This window comes from Bradyrhizobium sp. CCGE-LA001 (assembly GCF_000296215.2).
Taxonomy (GTDB): Bacteria; Pseudomonadota; Alphaproteobacteria; order Rhizobiales; family Xanthobacteraceae; genus Bradyrhizobium.
In genome coordinates, this window is sequence record NZ_CP013949.1 from 6,848,342 (window position 1) to 6,866,514 (window position 18,173).

At 56.6% G+C, this 18,173-nt stretch carries 19 protein-coding genes and 1 pseudogene; 2 read left to right on the plus strand and 18 right to left on the minus strand.

From position 1 onward, the window contains the following. Window positions 1–1,144: 1,144 nt before the first annotated feature. Window positions 1,145–1,882, plus strand: a complete 738-nt coding sequence (locus tag BCCGELA001_RS31215; protein WP_060737039.1) for an OmpW/AlkL family protein — start codon at window positions 1,145–1,147, stop codon at window positions 1,880–1,882. Between the two features lie 464 nt (window positions 1,883–2,346). Here BCCGELA001_RS31215 and BCCGELA001_RS31220 read toward each other — a convergent pair whose 3' ends face one another. The 10 genes and pseudogenes from BCCGELA001_RS31220 to BCCGELA001_RS31265 all read right to left on the minus strand — a co-directional run bounded on the left by BCCGELA001_RS31220 (window position 2,347) and on the right by BCCGELA001_RS31265 (window position 10,278). Beyond that, on the minus strand, window positions 2,347–2,694 hold the full coding sequence (locus tag BCCGELA001_RS31220) for a (2Fe-2S) ferredoxin domain-containing protein (protein WP_060737040.1): 348 nt from the start codon (window positions 2,692–2,694) through the stop codon (window positions 2,347–2,349). Between the two features lie 1,584 nt (window positions 2,695–4,278). Beyond that, the gene (locus BCCGELA001_RS31225; RefSeq protein WP_008545821.1) at window positions 4,279–4,632 is read right to left on the minus strand and encodes a DUF3024 domain-containing protein; all 354 of its coding nucleotides are present in this window, start codon (window positions 4,630–4,632) and stop codon (window positions 4,279–4,281) included. Between the two features lie 13 nt (window positions 4,633–4,645). Further along, on the minus strand, window positions 4,646–4,885 hold the full coding sequence (locus tag BCCGELA001_RS31230) for a nitrogen fixation protein NifZ (RefSeq protein ID WP_008545822.1): 240 nt from the start codon (window positions 4,883–4,885) through the stop codon (window positions 4,646–4,648). Further along, entirely contained in the window at window positions 4,882–5,202 is a 321-nt protein-coding gene (locus BCCGELA001_RS31235) for a nitrogen fixation protein NifZ (protein ID WP_008545823.1), read from the minus strand. The genes BCCGELA001_RS31230 and BCCGELA001_RS31235 overlap by 4 nt, the downstream gene beginning before the upstream one ends. Before the next feature lie 84 nt (window positions 5,203–5,286). After that, window positions 5,287–5,511, minus strand: a complete 225-nt coding sequence (locus BCCGELA001_RS31240) for a 4Fe-4S binding protein (protein ID WP_008545824.1) — start codon at window positions 5,509–5,511, stop codon at window positions 5,287–5,289. Window positions 5,512–5,522: 11 nt separating this feature from the next. Further along, window positions 5,523–7,022 (minus strand): nitrogenase cofactor biosynthesis protein NifB, encoded by a 1,500-nt coding sequence (gene nifB, locus BCCGELA001_RS31245; RefSeq protein WP_442855185.1) that lies wholly within the window; start codon window positions 7,020–7,022, stop codon window positions 5,523–5,525. A 353-nt stretch (window positions 7,023–7,375) separates the two neighbouring features. After that, window positions 7,376–8,239 (minus strand): annotated as a pseudogene (locus BCCGELA001_RS31250) (SIR2 family NAD-dependent protein deacylase). Further along, complete coding sequence (gene nifT, locus BCCGELA001_RS31255) at window positions 8,236–8,460, minus strand: putative nitrogen fixation protein NifT (protein WP_008545826.1); 225 nt, start codon at window positions 8,458–8,460, stop codon at window positions 8,236–8,238. Before nifT ends, BCCGELA001_RS31250 begins: the two are co-directional and overlap by 4 nt. A gap of 5 nt (window positions 8,461–8,465) precedes the next feature. Beyond that, window positions 8,466–9,650: a cysteine desulfurase NifS gene (nifS, locus tag BCCGELA001_RS31260; protein ID WP_008545828.1), complete on the minus strand. Its 1,185-nt coding sequence runs from the start codon at window positions 9,648–9,650 to the stop codon at window positions 8,466–8,468. 307 nt (window positions 9,651–9,957) lie between these two features. Continuing rightward, window positions 9,958–10,278 carry a HesB/IscA family protein gene (locus BCCGELA001_RS31265; protein ID WP_008545830.1) on the minus strand — a complete coding sequence of 107 codons (321 nt, stop codon included), beginning with the start codon at window positions 10,276–10,278 and terminating at the stop codon, window positions 9,958–9,960. A gap of 274 nt (window positions 10,279–10,552) precedes the next feature. On the opposite strand from BCCGELA001_RS31265, the gene BCCGELA001_RS31270 reads away from it, so the two are divergent. Beyond that, window positions 10,553–11,143 (plus strand): hypothetical protein, encoded by a 591-nt coding sequence (locus BCCGELA001_RS31270; protein ID WP_008545831.1) that lies wholly within the window; start codon window positions 10,553–10,555, stop codon window positions 11,141–11,143. Between the two features lie 9 nt (window positions 11,144–11,152). On the opposite strand, the gene BCCGELA001_RS31275 is transcribed toward BCCGELA001_RS31270, so the two are convergent. From BCCGELA001_RS31275 to nifK, 8 genes are all read right to left on the minus strand, one after another. After that, window positions 11,153–11,422: a Rieske (2Fe-2S) protein gene (locus BCCGELA001_RS31275; RefSeq protein ID WP_335339434.1), complete on the minus strand. Its 270-nt coding sequence runs from the start codon at window positions 11,420–11,422 to the stop codon at window positions 11,153–11,155. A 636-nt stretch (window positions 11,423–12,058) separates the two neighbouring features. After that, on the minus strand, window positions 12,059–12,358 hold the full coding sequence (gene fdxB, locus BCCGELA001_RS31280; RefSeq protein ID WP_060737956.1) for a ferredoxin III, nif-specific: 300 nt from the start codon (window positions 12,356–12,358) through the stop codon (window positions 12,059–12,061). Between the two features lie 11 nt (window positions 12,359–12,369). After that, entirely contained in the window at window positions 12,370–12,570 is a 201-nt protein-coding gene (locus BCCGELA001_RS31285) for a CCE_0567 family metalloprotein (protein WP_060737042.1), read from the minus strand. Between the two features lie 9 nt (window positions 12,571–12,579). Continuing rightward, entirely contained in the window at window positions 12,580–13,050 is a 471-nt protein-coding gene (locus BCCGELA001_RS31290; protein ID WP_060737957.1) for a NifX-associated nitrogen fixation protein, read from the minus strand. 7 nt (window positions 13,051–13,057) lie between these two features. Next, window positions 13,058–13,453, minus strand: a complete 396-nt coding sequence (gene nifX / locus BCCGELA001_RS31295) for a nitrogen fixation protein NifX (RefSeq protein WP_008545842.1) — start codon at window positions 13,451–13,453, stop codon at window positions 13,058–13,060. Further along, the gene (gene nifN / locus BCCGELA001_RS31300; RefSeq protein ID WP_060737043.1) at window positions 13,450–14,856 is read right to left on the minus strand and encodes a nitrogenase iron-molybdenum cofactor biosynthesis protein NifN; all 1,407 of its coding nucleotides are present in this window, start codon (window positions 14,854–14,856) and stop codon (window positions 13,450–13,452) included. The genes nifX and nifN overlap by 4 nt, the downstream gene beginning before the upstream one ends. A gap of 9 nt (window positions 14,857–14,865) precedes the next feature. After that, on the minus strand, window positions 14,866–16,512 hold the full coding sequence (gene nifE / locus BCCGELA001_RS31305; protein ID WP_060737044.1) for a nitrogenase iron-molybdenum cofactor biosynthesis protein NifE: 1,647 nt from the start codon (window positions 16,510–16,512) through the stop codon (window positions 14,866–14,868). Between the two features lie 98 nt (window positions 16,513–16,610). Then, window positions 16,611–18,167 (minus strand): nitrogenase molybdenum-iron protein subunit beta, encoded by a 1,557-nt coding sequence (gene nifK, locus BCCGELA001_RS31310; protein ID WP_060737045.1) that lies wholly within the window; start codon window positions 18,165–18,167, stop codon window positions 16,611–16,613. Window positions 18,168–18,173 lie beyond the last annotated feature (6 nt).

Here is an 18,173-nt window from a genome sequence, read left to right on the forward strand (position 1 = left end):
ATTGACGTTGCTTGTTGCCGAGGCCGTCGGTTGATTGAGACCCAGCGTGGTGCTGCTCGTGCTCCCGCTTGTAGGTGTGGGACGCCGGCGCTTGCCGGCGAAATGGCAGCCCACTTTCCGAATTCTTTGATGATCGTGAACGAACGCTCCGGCAAGCTCATGACGCACGAAGGCATTAACGGTTCGTTCACACAGCGCAAGGCTCGGGGGCGCTGAATTGCGAGGTCGTCCGTAGGAAGGTCAATGCCGTAGCGGAGATTTTACCGCCTCGGCGATCGTGCCGCTCCGCGTGCCGAAGTAGGCACCTTGTCGATATCCAATATGCACACCAGGAACAGGCCCGAAGACTACCGGCCGCGTGATTGCCAAGGATATTTGGAAGGCGCGGTAGAATGCAGAGAAGATTCACCGTTGCAGTACGCCGGTCCCATCCCTTTTGGAACCGATCCGCGCTCCGGATCATGTCTGGGGATATCAACTCCTAAGCAAACGACCCGCCGGGTGGCCTTGCGATGCTGCTGGCAGAGTGAGTCCTGATCCCGCGTCCACTGGTAAAGCGCCGATGTCGAAAGACATGCCGCGATACGATCATGAGCTAGTGCTCGCGCGCGCTTAGGAGAGAACACACAAGATGGTCTTTCGAATTGTTCTCACAAAGAACCCAGAACGAGCTGCCCTCATGTGAGAGGACTGTTAAGCACTGGCGATCCGAGCGAGGTAGGGCAAGTTACCCTCTCCCACCTCTGGGGGAGCCCCTGCTCTGGTAAATGCTTTCGTGAGTGAATGGTGGTCTTCAGACAAGACAGCCTTGTCCACTCAGGTTGTGCTTCCCGACAACACGACCGCTTCTACGCGTGTGCGCGCATAACGGACGGCTCCATTTCGAAGGCCAAGATCCTGGCTGCAGACTTACTCTGGAGCAGGAAGTCTATGACGGTCTCAAGAAGCGCTGCTTAGACAAAACGAGAGACAATGACGTTCCGGGAAGAACCCCCACGTTTCACAGCGAAACCTTCAAGCGTCGTGGCGACAATACGCGCCTATGAGCCGCACGGTTTGATTGGCATCAACCACCTTGCCAGCGCACTGTGTCAATAGGGGTGCGGCGCGGCTCCTCGCGCCAGATTGGGAATGGAGAACTTCGATGAGAACAAGAACAATTATGAGGACCGCATCGCCTCTCGTGCTGGCCGCGGCGCTCGGTGGAGGTATCATGTCGGGACAGGCTGCTGATCTGGCATCGGCGCCGCTCTATGCCAAAGCGCCCCCCATCGAAGCTTTCAATCCCTGGATGATCCGCTTGCGCGTACTCGGCGTACTGCCGGACGCCGGGGCGAGCTCGGTCAACGTCGCTGGGGCCCCGCCTCTGTCCTCGCCGAATTCCACGCTCTCGATCAGCGATCAAAGCATACCGGAACTCGACATCACCTATTTCTTCACCAGGAACATCGCTGCCGAACTCATTCTCGGCGTGACTAGGCATCACATCACCGGCGCCGGAACTCTCGATGGACACGATATCGGCAAAGCCTCGCTGTTGCCACCAACGCTGACGCTGCAATATCACTTCACGGATTTCGGCGCGTTTAAGCCATATGTCGGCGCAGGCATCAATTACACCGTATTCTTCAACCAATCCGCTGCCAACACGCGATTCGCAGGCCTCGCCGTGACCGATCTGCGTATCAGCAACCAGGTTGCCCCTGCGATCCAATTTGGCTTCGACTACATGCTCGATCGTCATTGGGGCGTCAACTTCGATATAAAGAAGCTGTGGCTGAGGCCGGATTATTCGGCAACTGTAAACAACGCAATTCCGGTCTACGGACAGGCCAACATAGACCCCTGGCTGGTCAGCGGCGGCATCGCATATAAGTTCTAATGCGATCGTTGATTCACCGAAGCATCGAGCGTGACGACGCTTCAAGAAAGAGCCGTCCCGCTCGATCGTCGGAACTTAAGCCTCATTGTGTTCGCATTGGTGCGAGCCGTCGTCGGCATCAGTATGAGGTGACGCGCGCGGCCAAAATCAGCCATCAGCTTTTTCTTGCGTCACGGAAGTCCCGTGGCATCAAGGCCAACCAATGAACTACAGCCAGCGCGTGGACAGCGCCACGTGCGAGTGGACCTAAACCTCAAAGCCTTCCAGCAGCCATGGGAACTCGATCCGACCGAAACACCACTGAGATCAACTTCCCGCAACAAGATCATTCGTCTCGAATTGCGCGCGGAGTCCTCAAAGAATGTCCGACGCTACCACCTGTAATAGTGACGCAATCCAGGATTCCGGAGGCATCTATTCTTGCGCGGATGCGCTCACGGCCGAACGAGCACTAGCCGATGGCCTTAGCTGCGCTTCAATACGATCACAAGGCGATCGACTCGTCTGCCCTTTCTCAGGTGTGATTCTACGATCTCGTCGATGTCTTCAGCCGTGGTCGGGCGATACCAGACGCCATCGGGATAGACCACCATCAACGGACCTGTGTTGCAAAAGCCGAGGCAACCCGCCGGCGTCAAGGCGACGTCCGAGAGCGCTTGCGCCTCGATGGCTTTGCCCATTCGATCCCATAGGGCAAGCGCGCCGGAGGCGGCGCAGCTACCATGCGGATGAGTGGGGGGACGCTCGGTGTGGCAGGCAAAGACATGATGCCTATAGAGTTGTGGAAGTTCCAGTTCATCTTCTGCATTCATGCGCCTGCCTCCTCACTCTGACGACCATCTTTCCTGAGGCGAGCACACGTGAAACGTTGCCCGTCCATCCCGCTATCGATTGCGCTACTACCCGAGAGGTTTGCGCCACGATCACTGCTCTAGCAGGCAAGATCAGTTGCAGATAGCTCCGCGTCTGAAAGGCTTTGCTCATCAAGGCTTCAACGTTTGACCCTGCCACAGCCTTTTAGTCCCATTTGGTTTGCTCCACTATCCATGCTCTTCATGCAAGCTCCGCACCATCGGGGCAATACTCGCTCTTGCACGACTCCCGTCGACTTCCAAGATGCAATTTCAGCATCGTCATACAAAAACGTTCCTCTTTGTTGCGGACATCACGCACATCGTACCGGGTTTGACAAGAAGACACCGCCGGCCCTCGCCCATGTCGTCGATCTGCTAAAGCGCGAATGCTGTGACGCCATTCCGCTCGGCCGGCATCCGCCAGACGGACTGCGGGCACCTTGATCTCGTGGCTAGCCACGGCATTGATAATCCATCGTTCATGCCGGTGCTGTCGTTTCCTGTCTTAGGGTACGATCTGTTGTCTGGCCGTGGTTGATAAAGCAGGCTCCCACGCAAGTGAGAACATGAAACCACTTGTCGGGCGCGGGCCTCGGCGGGCACCCGCTGATCTGGAGCACGCGGCCATTGGGACGAGGGCATGGATGATGATCTGCGGGCTCAAATCGTTCGCCGTTCTTTTGCTAAGCTTAGACAAGGGGACGGGAAGCTAAAGATAAAAACGTGGCGCGCTCATTTGTCGACCTGCGTGGAGCTAACCTCCCGCAGCGACATGGTCGCACGCTTGCATTCCGGTGATCTTTTTCTTTGCGCGATCCTCACTATTCTCGAAACGGTGACGGGCTATTGCTGCAGCCCATCCAGATCGTTCTTTGATTGCATGAAGTTGCATCCTCGGTCCCATATCGCAACAAGGGCTGTGCGCTTACTGACCTCGACCTAGCCTTGCGCAAGGGCAGAACCCTCAATGGATGGGTAGCGCTCATGTCGCGCCCCGCACCCTCAGCGCAAGCAGAAGCCCAATGCTGCAGCTCGGAACTTCAACAGTATATTTTCGGCTGGGATAAGCGGCAACGCTCCTTCATATGTCTCAGCAGTCGGCCCATTCGCAATTCGCTGCGAACGCAATGCGCTCTGATAGCCGAGAGCTCGGGGATTGTAATATCAGGATCTGACAGCAGACCGGAGAAAACGCTCGCATTCGCCACCCGCCGTTATCGACGTCATTCTCTGCAGACTCTAAGCCGATCCCGTCAACATTCCTTCTAGCCAGTAACAATCCGATCGCTCCCGCCTGGTCGGCCGTAATCTGCATGCACTGGTCGGATCCCTCGATTCAGATGCGGGTCTATCCGCGAAGGACGTCGGAATGGTTTCGCCGTGATACCCGACGCGTCACGTCGCACCCTGGTGATGGAAAGCGGCGATTCAGGTCGGCAACCGCGTTGGTATCAGCCTCAATCGTTGCTGGCAGACGTCCGATCTCGTCTATTCCTCGGATATTTGCCATTGTGACTCCTATATGACTGTTTCCAACGAGCATCACCGCCAGAACAGCCGCTCAGGGTCCATGTTCAATTCGTCGATAGCCGAAGCCAGTCGGTGATACATGCTATAAAATTCCCATATCCCCCGTGCATGATTCTTGAAGAACAGTTTCCAGGTCCGGCTCACGGTATCGTAGTGAAATACAGCGACATCAATCAGGCCCCCCTCCCTGTCGATGTTGTGCGAGCAGCAGGGACTCTCGATAAGATAACCAGCCTTCACAGCAGTCACGCTGGGCAACACGTAGCGATAGTACTTGCGCGAGATCAAGGCACGCTCAATCCTCTTGCGATCTAGCTCATTCGGCTGGGCGATCACCCCGATTGGAAGCTTTCTCGTACCCTTCATTGCAAGACCCCCCTCACACGACGGTGATTTCCTCTTCAAGACATCCGATGATCGGGCACCCACCGAAATCCACAAGATAAATGGGTACGCTGGCTTCGGTATGCACCAACACCCGGACAATCTTGCCGATTTCACCAGCGCCGACTAAGATTCCATCCCGCGGTGCGTTGGAAACTGAGCCGTCGTTAATGACATCGACCGCTGTTTTCACGCGCTGGCCCGATCGATATTTGGGAACGCGCGGCTCCATCATGATACAGTCCGTTCTGGCAACGGCAGATCATCAATCTCTTCGCACGCATCGAGTCGATCGAGCTCTTTTCGCTTCATGCCAACACGGTTGCCACTTTCAATAAATTCGACGCCATAAATATAGAACTGCTGTAGGAACGTGCCGATTGAAATGACGTAGCCAACGTCTCCCCTCTTCGCCAAGACGTCGCCAATCTCCTTGCCGCGAAAAGTGCCGTCATTGCGAATGGTGCGGCGGGCTCGCACCTTTTCGCCAAAGCTGAAGGCCGGCGGCCCGCTTAGCTCGACGACATCACCATCCCGAACGATTTTATTCATGCATTACTCCTCCGGGCCCCGCAGGACGGTAGCGGCGCGGGTGCTGGTGATCTCCTGCTCCTTGCGCGCACGACTACACGCCTTTCAGGCAGCCCCCTGATAGCGCGGCAATGATGTGTCGATGACGCAGGTGTTTTCGACCGGACAGACGGCGACACACTGCGGCTCGTCGAAATAGCCGACGCACTCGGTGCACTTCTTTGACTCAATAGTGAAGCTTCCAGCCTTCTCACGGATTGCAGCGTTCGGACATAGCGGCTCACAAGCCGAGCAGCCCGTGCACTGTGAGGAGATGATCTTAAACGGCATCGGTACACCTCCTAAACTGCGGAGACCAGGGGCCCTTGCCGGATCGCGGCGTCGCCGCGCTGGACGTGCTGGATCTCACCACTTTTCACCTTATCGAGATAGGACCTAAACCAGGCGATCGTGGATGTCTCAATGAACTCATGCGCGTATTGTTCAACCGGCTCGATCCCAGCACTGATCAGACTCTTCCTTGGACAGCCACCGATCTTGGCTACGAATACAGCATGGCAGTCGTTGATGGCACGGATGATGCTCGCCAGCCGATCTTCCTCGCCATATCCGCCCTGGCAGTAAAGGTCGACACGGCGGTGGCCAACGAATTTGACCGCGGATGTCGAGAGTTCGTATACTAGAAACTCCCTGGCATGCCCGAAATGCTCATTGATCAGTCCAGATCCTTTGGTGGCGACTGCGGCGAGAAGCTTGATCTCGCTCGTCTCGCCAGCGATTTTTTCCAGCTCCTCCTGTCTGGCTGAAATCTTTGCTTCGCGCTCATCTTCGATTTTGGCGTGATAAGCCTTCCGCGTCTCAAGCTCATTTTCGACGTGCATGGCCATGATCTTTTCTGCTGTGAACTCATGGCTCCGATCGTCTCCAAGAAGGCCGATTGCGTCAGCGCGGCACTGGCGGCAGTGCCGCATCATGTTTATCTGGCCTTCGCAAGCATCTTGCAGCGCCTTCAGCTCGTGCGCGGTCGGGCCTCGCTGGCCATTGAGGCCGAATGCGGTGCCGTGTTCAGGCGACGAGATCAGTGGCATTATATTATGCACGAAGGCGCCACGCGACTTGACCGCCCTATTGACCTCGATGAGGTGCTGATCGTTTATACCGGGAATCATCACCGAGTTGATTTTGCACAGGACGCCTCGCTCTGAGAGCATCTCGAGGCCTTTCAACTGGCGACTGGTAAGTATTTTGGAGGCTTCGGTGCCGGTGTAGCGCTTATGGTTGAAGAAGATCCACGGATATATCCTAGCCCCGATTTCAGGATCGATCATATTGATGGTGATCGTGACGTGGTCGATTTTGCACCGGGATATGGTGTCGACGTGATCAGGCAAATCCAGCCCGTTTGTCGATAGACACAGCTTGATGTCAGGAGCTGCCGCGGCAATGAGTTCGAACGTCTTGAATGTCTTTCTTGGATTGGCTAACGAGTCGCCGGGACCTGCGATTCCGATCACGCTCAGCTGTGGAATGCTCGCCGCGACCGCGACCAACTTTCTTGCCGCCTGCTCAGGAGTGAGCTTCTCGCTGACTACGCCTGGACGCGATTCATTGGCGCAGTCGTATTTGCGATTGCAGTAGTTGCACTGAATATTGCAAGCGGGGGCCACAGCGACATGCATGCGAGCGTAATGATGATGCGCCTCTTCGCTGTAGCAAGGATGGTTCTTGATCTTCTTCCAGATCTCGGATGACACGCCGCCTTGGACGGGCTGTAACCCGCAGCTCGCTGTGCCGTCCCTGGATTGGCTCCGGCAGGCCTTTTGATCGCCAATGACCCGCATCTTGCCGCCAGCTTCCGCAGCTTTGACATTCTTTCCGCGTCCGGCAACAGCGTTCATATTCAGTTCTCTCCTGCTGAGTAAGCTTACGACCTACAAATTGGAGTGAGCAACTCGCGTGCCATCACGGATGCGCGCGGTGTTTCGCTCTATGTGTTGAGTTACCTAGAGTGATCCACACCATTGTACAGACGCCGCGCTGACGCACGCGTCGGGAACGCGACAGCAATGTCGGCTGAGAGACGCGAACGTTTGCGTCCTCAGACGTCTGTCTTCTCAAAGTCGTCCCTGCCTTACCCGCCCCGCTGCTTGCGATCTCCTATTCTCACCGGGATGGGATGGCCCTACATGCACCGCTACTTGGCGGGCAATGTTTCCATCGCTTGCGGAAGCCTCATCGCAATCGGTGTCAGGCGTTGCTCGACCAGAAAGCGAAGCTCCTTGCTTGAGAGCACTTGCGGATCAACGATCGCATAATGAGCCTCGGCCGAGCGCTTCGTGACCTGCCGCGCATAGATATGCATTAGCTGGTTGTTGAAGCGACAGCCGATGAAGAGAAAGCTCCGCCCGGTTCGCCTGTCTTTGATGATGTCGGGAATCGGGGTCTGGATGTCGATTTCAGTCAAGACCTCGACGTAATCAGCGTCAGTGATCAGGAAGCTCTTCGCCGGAGCACGCTGCCATGCGGCTTGTACAGTACAGTCGGTCAATGGACAGCCGAGGCATGATCAACCACATGGCCCTCCGAATCGTAAAAGCGGTACCAACGATCCTCGCAGCCTGCCCGAGCAGGTTATACCTTGCACCTCACCCCATTCGCTACGGTTACCGAGCGCCGCACGCATCGCACCGTCGTACCAAGAGGCCACTATCAGCGGCAGGGCCAGAGTCGCAAGATGATGATGCAGCGGTGTTGGATCGGTCGACAGAGAGAACGCCTGCGCCATCAATGCGGTGACGATGGAACGATGCTTGTTGCTCTCCACATACTGCGCCGAGGCCCGTGCATTGCCTTTGGCCCGGCGCGGCACCGCGACCTTACTGGCGAAAGAAGCCGCTAAGGCTTCAGGGGTCATTGGCGCCTTGGGCTGGAACAACTCCGCTAGGCCTGGTCCAAGATACGGAACAATGCTGCCGCCTCTCATCTTGGCAGCAAGATCCGTGAGAATCGCTTTTGCGTCGACTGCATTGGCGAACTCGATCTGCGGAAGTGGCCTCATCGATCGTCCCTGTCATCCCCACGCTTTTTTGCATTGATTGTGATCGGCAGCCGCGTGTCGCTCGCCATTTCGGGCAGGTCGAGGACCCAACCATTGGCAATCCTGATCCAGCCTCCCCAAAGTGTCTCATGCTCGGATTCCACGATTGGCTCCTCGAGGTCTTTCTTCGGCACGTAAATCGAAAGGCCGGCGTCGGGGGACCGGCGGATCATTATTTTCATGAACTCTAGTTCCTGAACCGGGATGCATCCGGAGCGCTTTCGCATGCTCGCCGCAATTGGGCGCGTAAGTGAGTCAAAGTGTCTGACACGACAGAAACGACCTGGTCGATCTCTTCGACAGTTGTCTCACGCGATAGAGACAGGCGCACGCCGCCGCGCAGGCTCTTAGACGGCACACCCATGGCACGCATGACATGCGACGGCACCATTGAGCACGAGGCGCAGGCTGATCCGAGCGAAGCGGCAATGCCCGCAAGACTGAGATGATGGACAATTGCCTCGCCCTCAAGATCGTCAAACGCGATGTTCGTCGTGTTTGATAGCCTGTTGCTGATATCGCCCAGCGCCATGCAGTCGCCGTTTTGCAAAATTCCTTGCTCCAGGCGGTCGCGCAATCCGCCGATGCGAACGCACTCCAGCTGGAGCCGCTCCGCCGAAAGCTCTGCAGCTTTTCCAAGGCCAACAATGCCAGGGATATTCTCAGTACCCCCGCGGCGTCGTCGCTCCTGTGATCCGCCCCAGATCAGCGGCCTGAACTTTGTGCCTTTTCGCAAATAGAGCGCGCCGATTCCCTTGGGCCCATGCAGTTTGTGCGCGGAGAGCGACAGCATGTCGATCGCGCTGTCCTTCAAGTAGATTGGTAGTTTGCCCACGGCCTGCACCGCATCCGTATGAAACAGCGCGCCCGCCTCACGCGTCAGCCCGGCTAGAAACTCCACCGGAAAAATCGTTCCAGTCTCGTTGTTGGCCCACATAACAGATGCAAGCGCAGTGCGCGGCCCAAGCGCGCGTCGGAACGCGTCGATGTCAAGCCGGCCGCGCGAATCGACTGGAATCACGTGCGTCTTGAAGTTCATCGTCGCCAATTGCTTGATCGGCGCAAGAACGGCGGAATGCTCGACCGAGGTGGTGACAATCTCGTCCCGCCCTTCCTGAGTGGCGAGCGAAGAAAGGATTGCGGTGTTATTGGCCTCGCACCCGCCGGATGTAAAGACGATTTCGTGCTCATATGCAGCGCCTAACAATCCTTGCAAGCTGCAACGCGCCTGCTCCACGGCGCCGGCGACCTCTCGACCAAAAGCATGGGCGGAGGAGGCATTGCCATATTGCTCGGTGAAGAACGGCAACATGGCCTGTAGGACGGACGGATCTGTCCGCGTGGTCGCATTGTTGTCGAGGTAAATCGGCATTAAATCTTCTCTCAATCCTGCGCCTTTGTTGGGCGGGCGAAAGGCAAACGGGCTCGACGACATTTTCGACCATCAGCCCTAAATGCCTTCCCTTCGTCACACCAGGATACGCAAAGAGCACGCCGGCGCCGGTCAAGCTGACCAAGATCGTTCCGTCTTCCAGCTACGTCATCTGACCGCCGCCACGCTCGGGCTGCACGTTCGGTTGACCTTCTCTCATGGTGTGAATGAGCTGCTGCCGGTGAGCCGCGGTACCGGACGGCTGCTCCGCAATTTCTTGCCTTCGCCCATTCTTTGAGCCTCATCATCAGCTGAACGACTTTCCACAAGAGCAACACGATTTCGCGTTAGGATTGTCGAAGGTGAACCCCGCGCTCTCCAGGGCCACCACGAAGTCGATAGTTGTGCCAGCCAGATGCTGATGGCTCTTATTGTCGACGAACACTTTCAGTCCGTCACGTTCGATGACAGTGTCGTCGGGCTCTGCGCTAGCGGCCAGGCCCATCGTGTACTTGAACTCGGCGCAGCCACCCATTTCGACGGCGATACGCAGCCCGCCCGCTGGGGGCGCCGACGCCGAAATGGCCCTCTTGGCGGCGTTCACTGCGTTATCGGTCAGATTGATCATTTTCGTCCTCGTCTAGCTGTCTTTTGGTCGTCGGACTGGCAAGTGGCATGCCACCTCGAAAATGCTCGGCATCGCTGTCTTCTTCGACGCCCACCTGTTGGCTTTCTAACGCATGTCGAATCACGGACAGGATTCTTGGGGACTTCGCACCACGATTGCGTAATTTTCTTTAGAACAAGCCAAAACACCGCCCCTTATGCGACGGCAAGACATTTGCACTGGATCTTGCACCGGCCGAGGCGCCGGTGAAGAGTTTAGATCGAGGACAAATCTGATGACTTCAATCGCGAACACCGCGCTCGGCCCACTTGAGCGGGACGGGCGCTTGCTCAATGCCGTACTCAAGGCCGGAACCACGAAGCCAGGCCGGTTTGGCTTTCGCGGCGACATCGCACTGAAATTCCAGACCCAGGTTGCGGACGAGAAACGGCCGCCAGACTATTCGATTGAGCAAGTGTTGACGATTGCGCAGGAAGGTGAAAGCACAATTCCGGTGCTGGCTGGCTATCTGCACTCACTCGCCTATCTTTCCGACGTCGTAGACGTGCTTGATCATGCGCTAAGCCCGGAAGGGCGCTACTTCATCTTCTGCAACAACATAGACCTGTTGGCCAAATACCAAATTGAGCTTGGCGATATCATCTTCAACGTTCTGCCGTGTGACGAGTCCACGGTCTGGAAAGAGCTATTGGACCTCATCGGAATAGACAAGAACGACATCAAGAATCTCAACGCCGGCGGCAAGCTCGATTATGTCCTCGACGCGGCTAAGTCACTTCATATCTCCTATGACCAAATATCTTACGAAGCTGGTCTGGAGAGAATGAGCCCGGTGAAAAACAGAAACGAGAACCGGCCGGTCTAAGCACGGGCTTCAAACGTCAGGTGGAGGATCACTCTCGACGAGTCGAACGCCGACGACGCAGACCTCGTCATCGAGGGCTGTCAGCGCGACGGGCGTAAGATCTTTGCCCTTACATGGGCCTTCGACGCAACGGCCAGTGCCGAGCTCGAAAGTCGCCCCGTGCTTGCCGCACATGAGCCGGACGCCGTATGGATCGAGAAACTCGTCACGCTTCCAGTCCAAGTTGACGCCGTTGTGGGGACATAGCCAAGTACCTTCTTGCCCCAGCGCACCCACCACGATGGACCACGGTCTCCGGCGACCGTCTTATCGACGATCACTAGGCGGAAGCCAATCGCATGGCGGTTTGGAATGCCGTCAAGCCGACCGAGCGCAGAGACGGTATTAGGCTTTGTCCCATTGCTCATACATAGAAAACACCTTTCATTGATCATCAGCTTGATCGCTTCCGTCCAAAATGCAGGACTCCCTCAACTGCATGGATCGTAAACGACGGCAGACACCGCGATGCACGGCAGCGTCTCGGCACGGCCGAGCCTCTCGACGAATACAGGGCTGACCGGCAGCGTTACGTCTTAGCGTGAACCAGTTTCGCGAAGTTAATGTTCCCGCGTGAAGCCATGGCTCGACACGCCGGACGCCCAACGGGGGGCACGTGGTGCGCACCGACCCTGTCCCGCCTCGCCGATAGCAGGGGGCGACCAACACCGCGCGCGAATGCATCTGCTGAAGAAACAAGCATCGGGAGATTGAAGCTAACGCCAAGATGCAGGCTTCGGATAGCGGTGGGCACATAGTGCTAGCTGCAATTGTTGCTGGAGGACGCCGAACATCTTGATCCGCCGCACCACAGCACGACAACCGCGCCCAATACCAATGGTCGACAAAGATCTCGAAGTTGACTAGATGCACCCTTTACACAGGCGCCGCTATGGCCGGATCGTGCGCCTGGCAACTAGTGGGACACACCCTCGCACATGCACCGCAGCCGATGCATTCGCCCTTGTCATTCATAACCATGATCTTCTTCTCAATCTCGTCGTCTTCGTCATCCTCGAGATCCACAAGTTCGCCTTCCTCGCTGATCCCCTTCAATGTCATAACATTGCGACCACAGACTTTAAAACAGCGGCCGCAGCCGATGCACTTCTTGGCATCAATTGAGTCCAGGTAGTTCGGCGTCCATTCCCGGCCACCTCGCGTGATGGATGACATCATGAGTACCTTTACGATTTACCCAGCTGCTTTAGCTCCCGTCGCTTACGATCGAGTTCGGCGAAGGCATCATGCGCCCTCTGCGCCACCGCCGTGATCGACGGCCAGTTCACGGGCAATTCCTCCGAGAGATCGTGTAAATCCATTTTTGCCTGTGTTGCTCTTGCCGAAAGCTTCTTTAGTTCTGCTTCCAATCCTTCACGATCACTCATGAGACGCTTCTAATAGTTCGCGACGCTGGGAAACTTTCGTATCATGCTGACGCCGTCCTTTACATATTTGTCACCCTCACCTACGAGCTTTGCAAGACTTTCGAAGCCAAAGCGATGCACATCGCGGAGCTGCTTATTCAATACGATCAGTCGCCCCCCGATCAGCACCATGCGACCGAAGCCCTCGTGATTCATCTTCAGCATCGGCTGGATCATGACCGCGGTCTCCCTCTCGATGGAGAGCGCGACCGCATCGAAGAACAGCTCCAGCCGCCGGATCGTGTCTGGATCGGGATCGCCGACGATTGGCAGTTGGCGTCGTTTTGCACTATCTAGAATATAGGGTTCAAGCAGATAGATGTCGCTCCTGTTCTCCCAAGAACCATGCGTATCTTGGGCGCGCCAAAGCTTGATCAGCTCCTTGATGATTGGCGCATCAAGAACCGTATCGCCCTGTGCTATGTTTGCGGCCTCCGTCATGTCGTCCTCAGCCATCGAAGTCGATTGTAGGCTTTTGATCCTCAGTCAAGGCTTTGCGTAGCCAGGGGGGCGGCGTCCCCCTCAGTACGCGCTCTAGCTTTTCAAGCAGCAAAAGGATGTTCTCCGGCTTGTTTACTTTGATCGGGTGAATCTTCTTGGCAACCACCCGGGCGGCAGCTGATCCGCCGATCGCCGCGACATAGAGGATAGCGCAGTCCTTGATCGCATCGATCTTTGGCGCCAGCTTGTCCTCGTCGCCGTCCTCCGCGAGATCACCGTGAAATTCAAACACATTCACCAACACGTGCCCCCCCGGGCCGACGTCATAGACAGCGATGTTTTTGGCCCATCCAAAATGCGCATCAACACGCCGCATGTCTTGAGTAGCGAACGCGACCTTCATGGAATGGGCCTCTCTGTTCGGTCGGTGAATCCTCGGAGGCATGGCCTCGGGGCCGGAGCCGATGTACGCCAGGTATCTGGCGTGGGTCTATAATTCTGCTCGCGATCCTCGATCAGCAGATTTGCGATTGCGAAGACAAGATCGCGCGTGCCACGGTAGCCCACCGAGTTGTGGTGCCCTGCGCCTATCCTGTCGAACATCGGAAAGCCGACGCGATAAAACGGAATCTTCAGCCGCGCCGCCGCTTGCCGGCCGTGAGAATGCGTGATGAGCAGATCGCACCCCTTGCTCTTCGCAACCTCTTCCAGGTCCTCCAGGTCACCGATCAGCACCTCCTCGCTCGCCAACCGCTCGAGCACGGCCGAGTGCGTGGTTGTAACGGCCGCGATCACCTGAACCCCCATATCGTGAAGCATGCTCGAAAGATCGAATAAAAGGTCTGGCTCGGCTCCTATCGCAAGTTTGCGACCGCCAATATGGAAATGCGTGTCCAGCATCGCATCGACGAGTTGCCCGCGCTGACGACGATATTTCGATGGCACCGGGCGACCGCTGATTTCGCTTAGAAAGGCAATGAATTCATCGTTGGGAAGGAGGCCGCACAGTCGCTCAAAGAGGCGAAATGGCACGCCAGTCTTAGCCTGCATTGCCTCTCCAGCCCGCCTCATCTGCGAACCGATGGCTATAGTCCACCCGGCCCGGCCCATGAGCGCGATCTCGTCGACCCCGATGCCACCGATCGTCGTCGGCGTGAACTCATCCGGGACATGCCCATCCAGAGATCCGGCAAGATCAGGTAGGAAGGACGGCTGCAATCCGAAGTCTGAAAGGATAGCTCGGAGCTCGTCGAGATCGCCCGGTGTGAGGTGGCATCCGGGAAGAACATTGACCCTGGCGGGGTCACGCGGGACATCCACGGCAGGCGTCTCAACCAGAACCTCGACCATCCGCGTTACAGCTTTCCCCCAACCATCCTGGAACGCGTCTTTGAAATCTGGCGTTGAGACATAGACCAGAGGCAATCTGGCGAGTTGCGGATGTTTCTGGCGAATGAGCTTGATGTAGGCATCAACATCGTCGCCGTTAGTTTCGGTCACCCCCGTCGAACAGATACCAATGACCTTCGGCTTGGCGCGATTGAAGATGTTAAGAATTGCCTGCTCGAGATTGTCGTAGCCCCCGAGCACGGTCGTGACCTCTGTCATCCCGGTGGTCTGCAACGGCACCGCCTCCTTGAAATGCCGTACAAACAGCGTGAGCCCAAAGGACGTGCACCCTTGAGCGCCGTGTAGGAGTGGCATGGCTCCGCGCAGTCCCATGAAAGCAAATGCGCCGCCGATCGGCTGACTCATCTTTAGCGGGTTGACGGCACAAGCCTTCTTCGGCGTCATGACGACAGCCATGTCAGCTTCCTATTCTGCGGCCTGAAGCGCATGAGATGGCGAGGACTGAAGAATGTCCTCAATTCGTCTCTTGCAGCAGCCACCGATCGCATTTGTGTGCTGTCTGACTGCCTCAACGCTAGTCAGATTATGCGAACAAACTGCGTCCTCTATTGTGCCGAGATCAACTGTGTTGCAGACACAGATCTTCTTGGCGCGCCGTGCAGTCTCGTCGATTTCAGAACCGGAGATGCTGATGGCTGCCGGCGAGTGCACCTTTGCCAGCGTTCTAGCTAGCGCCTGCCAGGGTGCCGGCCGGCGCAGCTGCTCCCACATTGGATTGAATAGCGATCTGTCGATCTCCTCGACCAGCTTAACCATACCGAGATAACCCATGTAGGCGTGACAACGCTCCTGGTTAATATCTAACCAGGGCGTCGCCGCTTTCAGTGCGACGAACTGAGACTTACCTCCCGAGAGCATGATGTCCGCTTTCGCGTCCTTCAGCATCTGGTACATCGCGCGTGGTGGCATGTCCTCAATCATCTGTGTCGCCTGCCCGGTCAACTCCCTAATGCGCTCTTTGTCTTCCTTTGTGGATTTTTTTACACTGGTCCCAACTAACTCGAGTCCGGCCTCCTGCAGCGCGGCAACGACCGACCAGGACTTGACGCCGCCGGTAATCAACAAGGCCTTCTTGCCTTTGAAGCGTGGCTTGTATGGCTCGATTGCAGCCCAAGCGCGGGCCTCCTCACGTGCTATCACCGCCTCTGTACGCTCGATGAGATGACCGGGCGCGCCGCGCTCGACCAGCAATCGTGCAATATCACGCAGTGAGATGCTGGAGTCCTGAATGCCGTAGAAGGACCCTTCGAAAAATGGAATCCCGTAACGATCTTTCATCTTGCGCGCGATGTTGATCATCGACTTTGAACACACAACCATGGCGGCCCGGGCCCGGTGCGACGAAGCGACTTCGCGATACTTACCATCGCCTGAGATGCAGCAGAGAATGCGGATACCAAGTTCGTCAAACAACGGCTTAACCTGCCAAAGCTCGCCGGCCAGATTGTATTCCCCTATCAGATTGATGTCATAAGGCGTGATGTCATCTGGCTCTTGCGTCCCAATGACATGTTCGAGCAAAGCCTCGCCAGCAAGCTTGTTGCCGAGGTTTTTTGAACCCACGAAACCCGGCGAATTGACGGGAACTACCGGCGTTCCGAACTTTCGCGTAGCCGCCTTACAGACAGCGTTAATGTCGTCTCCTATCATTGCAGGCACGCAGGTTTGGTAGACGAAAAGGGCCGGCGGGTCGTACTTGAGGATTATCTCCTTAATCGCCTTGGAGAGTCTCTTTTCACCACCAAATACGACATCCGTTTCGTTCATATCGGTTGTAAATCCCGCTCGCCACAGGTCCGAGCCGGACGACGCCGCGCCGCGATTGTCCCAGGAATTTCCTTCGCAAGCTATCGGACCATGCACCAAGTGGGCGACGTCGGTAAACGGTTGTAGTGCGATCTTGGCGCCGTCAAAGGCGCAACCGCCCGCGGCGCTACCCGGCAACAGTTGCTTGGTACAACCCGTCCTGCGTTCATTCTCCGGCTTGCTGCCATTCTTTGCGCAGCCCGGCTCGTTGAAAACGTCCCGGACGGTGGCCGCTAGCGAACTCATTCTTCTCTCCTTGAGCCGGAACGATTTGGATTAATCAACCCGTCACGGGCTTGCGTCATCGCCGGCCGCACCGGCGATGACACGCGTAACGTCCACCATCAACGAATGATGTCGAAACTATAGTCGGTCTCGCCGAGACGGCTGGTCTTCTTGTCGAGCTCGTCGAAGATCTTGTCGAGAATCTTTACGAGCACATTCATGCTACCTTGATAGCCCCACACAGCAGAGCGGTGATGGTGATGGCGATCAAAAACTGGAAATCCGATCCGAATCAGCGGCGTGCCGGTGTCCCGTTCCAGATACTTTCCGTAAGTGTTGCCAATCAGAAAGTTGACAGGTTCGGTGAACAATAGAGAACGCATATGCCAGAGGTCCCGCCCCGGATAAACGTGGCAGTTCTGCCCAAATGGCGAGTTAGCCAATAATGCCTTTGTCTTCTCCTCCCACGCCTTATTGCCGTTGGTGGAGAGCACGTGAATAGGTTCCGCGCCGAGTTCGAGAAGGAAGGCAGCCAAACCGTAGCAGAGATCTGGATCGCCATAGACGGCGAATTTCTTGCCATGGATATGCGCACTGGAGTCACTCATCGCATCGACCAAGCGGCCGCGCTCTCGTGCTAGTTTTTCCGGAATGTCTTTGCCGCTGATGCGCGACAATGCGAGCAGGAAGTCATCCGTTGCGGATACGCCCACCGGGTGATTGAACGCCTCGACTTCCTGGCCGTGCTCGGCGATGAACGGCAGTGTTTTTTCCGTGCACCACTGCTGCATGGAAATCGTCGCCTTCGCATGAACGGCGTTGGCGGCGTCTTCGAGTGTGGTGCCGCCGTCATACATCCGAAACTGGCCGTCTGTCGGCGTATCGAAAACCTCGGAATTGTCGGCCAGGACGGTATAGTCGATCCCCATTAGTTCGAAGATGCGCTTAATCTCGCGGAGGTTGCCGACCGTATAGCCGTCGAAGCCGCCGATGAAGTTGATCTTGTCGTTCGGCGTGCGCTCCAGCTTGGGGGCGGTTCCCGCCTTCCCATCCCAGAAATGCTCCAGGATGCCCTTGAGCGCATTGTCATAGCCGGTGATGTGACTGCCGACGAACGCCGGAGTGTGTGCGAACGGCACATCGAAATCCGACGGAACAGATCCCTTTTCCTTCGACGTTTTTATGAAGGCGTTGAGATCGTCCCCGATGACCTCGGCCATGCAGGTGGTGGAGACCGCAATCATCCTCGGCTTGTACATGTTGTAGCTGTTGGCGAGCCCGTCAATCATGTTGTTAAGCCCACCGAATACTGCCGCGTCCTCTGTCATCGAAGAGGAGACGCAGGAGCTCGGCTCCTTGAAGTGCCGAGACAGATGACTACGGTAATACGCGACGCAGCCTTGAGAGCCGTGCACGAATGGCAGCGTGCCCTCAAAACCAACAGAAGCGAACACCGCGCCGAGCGGCTGGCAGGCCTTGGCTGGGTTGATCATCAGCGCTTCCCGCGCAAAATTCTTTTCGCGGTACTCAGGCGTCTTTGTCCATTCTCTGACGCGTTCAACCTCAGCGGACTCACGTGGATTCTCGAATGCCTTCTTGTCTGCCAGCATCTGCTGGTATTCCGGACCGCGGAACAGCTCTATGTGATCGAGCACGTGTTCTGCACTCTGCGCCATGCAACA